We start from the raw sequence: 3,078 nt of genomic DNA, 5'->3' as shown, positions 1-3,078 counted from the left end.
TGGGGCCTATTGCCCAATCAAGATGTCTTTGCCCCCGCTGGCCGGGAAGATATCTTGCGGTTTGCTGCAGCCCAAGATGACGAGATCCGCCACTATCTTAACCTACATCTACCCGTATCCCGGTCGGAAAACACCCGCGCTTTGGCAAGCGAGATAGCGCGCGACTTGAGCCGTTCTGGCGTTGCGGGCTTTAAGCTGAAATTGCCAGAACCCGGTTTTGACGCACCCAGCTTTGACCTGAGCCGTTATGAAAATGTGGCTGAAGAGGTCAAAGTCGAACGGGTCGAAGTGGTGGTTGAGCGCGTGGTTGAACGCCTCATCCCTCAACCTGCCGCGCGGCGGCGGCTGCCCGATCGTCGCAAGGGCTATATTCAGAAGGCCTCAGTCGGTGGGCATAAAGTCTATCTGCATACGGGCGAATTTGACGATGGCGAGATCGGCGAAATCTTTATCGATATGCATAAGGAAGGTGCGGCCTTCCGGTCCTTGATGAATAATTTCGCCATCGCCACCTCGATTGGCCTGCAATATGGCGTGCCGCTCGAAGAATTTGTCGATGCCTTTGTCGGCACCCGTTTTGAGCCTGCAGGCGAGGTTGAGGGCAATGATTCCATCGTGCGGGCGACCTCTATCCTCGACTATTTGTTCCGCGAATTGGCGGTATCCTATCTGGGCCGCGACGATTTAGCCGAATTGGGCGAAGACCGCTTTGACGAGGCTGTAACCGATGCGGGTGCGCCCGAGGCCAATGATCCTGTCCGCTTCATCTCCAAAGGGTTTTCACGCGGTAGCTTCCCAGACAATCTGGTACGCCTGCCCAGTGCTGCCGAACGTGCCAGCCGGAACACCGCTGGCGCTCAAGAACGCCCGATCCAAGCAACCCTGATCCAACCCCAAAATTCCGCGCCAAGCACACATTATGAGGGCGACCCCTGCCCCGATTGCGGCCATTTCACCGTAAAGGCCGATGCCTTTGGCTATGCCTGTGATGCCTGCGGCTGGGCAGGCCCACGCCAAGCGGAAGGCAATGCCTAGCACCAGAGTCACAAGACGGCACCAATCCTGCAAGGGCTAAGCAGAACCTGTGTTTAGCCCGCTGGAGCGTCCGAAAATGAAACGTCTCGCCATTGCCATCCTCGTCGCAGCCGCCCTCGGCTCCCCTGTCTTTGCGCAAAATGCGGGTCAGATTGGTCAAGTTAAAGCGGGTAAGTCCTGCGCCAAATGCAATCTGTTTCAAGCAGACCTCAGCTATTCAGACCTGTCGCGCAAAACCTTCTCGGGCTCGCGTCTGCGCCAGTCTGATCTTTCGCTAAGCACGATTGATGGCACCAATTTTGGACGCGCCGATTTGTCGATTGCCAATTTGTATGGCGTGCGCGCCACCGGGGCAAACTTCGCCGGTGCCAATCTCGACCAAGCAGTTTTGGTAGGCGGCTATTTCTCCAGCGCCAATTTCGCAGGGGCAAATCTGGCCAATGCCAATCTGTCTGGCGCTGAAATGGCCGGTGCCCGCGGCTTGACCCAAGCCCAATTAAACAAGGCATGTGGCGACGCTGAAACCACTTTGCCCCGAGGTTTGACGGTTCCTGCCTGCAAATAACGGCAGGCTTATGGCTGCCCCGTGACAAATTGTTACAACCATTTAAGTGGAAATGTGACGGTAAAGCAGTATAAGGCATGCATCATGTCAAAAGCTTTGCCTGTCCTCATTGCATTCGCCCTCGCCCCCATCGCTCAGCCGGTTATGGCTTTCACCTGGGATCAGCGCGGCAAGCCATCGACAGTGACCTTTACCGGTCGCTTCTCAGGCCTATGTGCGGGCTGTGACTTGTCCAATCGTCGGATGGATAATGCCCATATGTCGTCGGGCAATTTTGCCGGGTCAAACTTTTCGGGCTCGCAATTGCGCAGTGCCGAGATGACGGCGGGTAATTTTGCGGGCACCCGCTTTGATCGGGGCGACCTTAGCAGTGCCGAAATGAATGGCTCTAATTTTCGCGGCGCAAGCTTTGTTGGAACAGGCCTTCGCGCCATTGAAGCAGCTGGGGCTAATTTTAGCGGCTCTGACTTTGCGGGCGCAGACCTGTCAAATGCCGAACTGATCGGTGCTAATCTCATGGGCGCAAAATTTGGTGGCACGCGCGGCACCAATCCAGATTTTAGTGGGGCGAATATGACCGGCTCCATGTTCATGGGGGCCGCTTTCGTCAATGCAGACTTTACTGGCGCCATCATGACGCGCGCCAATATTGAAGGCGCAGACCTCTCGCGCGCGGATTTAACCGGTGTGATCTTACGCGATGCCCGGATCAGCCGCACACGCCTGCAGGGCGCAGACTTTACCGGGGCCAATCTGTCGGGTGCGGACCTCTCGACGGCGACAGGCCTGACCACCCGCCAGCTTGAAGATGCTTGCGGCGACGAAGCCACGTCTTTGCCCGCGGGCGTGACGATCCGCGCTTGTAAGGCGCGCCGTCCGCGCTAAGCTCGCCCCAGAATTAGGGGGCTCGCCACCGTGGAAATCACCGAAAAAGACATGATCGCCATTGAGTTGCGCGCCGATGAGGAGTGCAAAAGCCCGTTCCAAGCCTATGTCTTGTGGTTCTTTTTGGGCTGGCTCGGTGCCCACCGCTTCTTTGTGGGGCATAAGAAGTCCGGCCTCGCGATGTTGATTTTGACCCTCAGCATGGTCGGCTTTCCCATTTCCTTCTTCTGGTGGCTTGCTGATTCGGTTCGGCTCGGTGGCTTATTGGAAGAAGAACGTGAACAAGTCCGCGACCGCATTGCACGCGAAACCTTGGAGTTGCGCCAACTCTATTGAGAGCCACAAAGCCCAAGCTCTTTTAATCTCACCTGCCTCACTCCCAACTCCTTTTGCCCCGCGAGGAAACCTCCGGGGGTTTGCCTTGTGCTTGACTATAGCAAGCAGAGGGGCCGGGGCGCTAAGAGCGCGTCAATTAAAGTGGGCCAGATTAACGGACTGGCCCGAATACGACGCGAACCGCGCGCCCCGGCTGATAAGGCTGTGTGCTTAGGTGGTTCATGACGCCACGGGTGGTTCTGATTTCCCCCGCCTAG

Annotated in this window: 3 protein-coding genes and 1 pseudogene; all 4 read left to right on the top strand. The window is 57.0% G+C overall.

The annotated features are described in order from the left end of the window. Positions 1 to 1,035: pseudogene (locus tag IOB61_RS12770) on the top strand (hypothetical protein); the annotation flags it as partial. A gap of 76 nt (positions 1,036 to 1,111) precedes the next feature. After that, positions 1,112 to 1,600, top strand: a complete 489-nt coding sequence (locus tag IOB61_RS12765) for a pentapeptide repeat-containing protein (protein WP_290817317.1) — start codon at positions 1,112 to 1,114, stop codon at positions 1,598 to 1,600. A gap of 84 nt (positions 1,601 to 1,684) precedes the next feature. Further along, the gene (locus tag IOB61_RS12760) at positions 1,685 to 2,485 is read left to right on the top strand and encodes a pentapeptide repeat-containing protein (protein WP_290817314.1); all 801 of its coding nucleotides are present in this window, start codon (positions 1,685 to 1,687) and stop codon (positions 2,483 to 2,485) included. Positions 2,486 to 2,515: 30 nt separating this feature from the next. After that, positions 2,516 to 2,821 (top strand): TM2 domain-containing protein, encoded by a 306-nt coding sequence (locus IOB61_RS12755; RefSeq protein WP_290817311.1) that lies wholly within the window; start codon positions 2,516 to 2,518, stop codon positions 2,819 to 2,821. Positions 2,822 to 3,078: the final 257 nt, after the last annotated feature.

It is taken from the genome of Aquidulcibacter sp. (assembly GCF_020253525.1).
In the GTDB taxonomy this organism is placed as follows: Bacteria; Pseudomonadota; Alphaproteobacteria; order Caulobacterales; family Aquidulcibacteraceae; genus Aquidulcibacter.
Note: the sequence above shows the minus strand (reverse complement) of the source record. Positions and strands in the feature narration are given on the sequence as shown.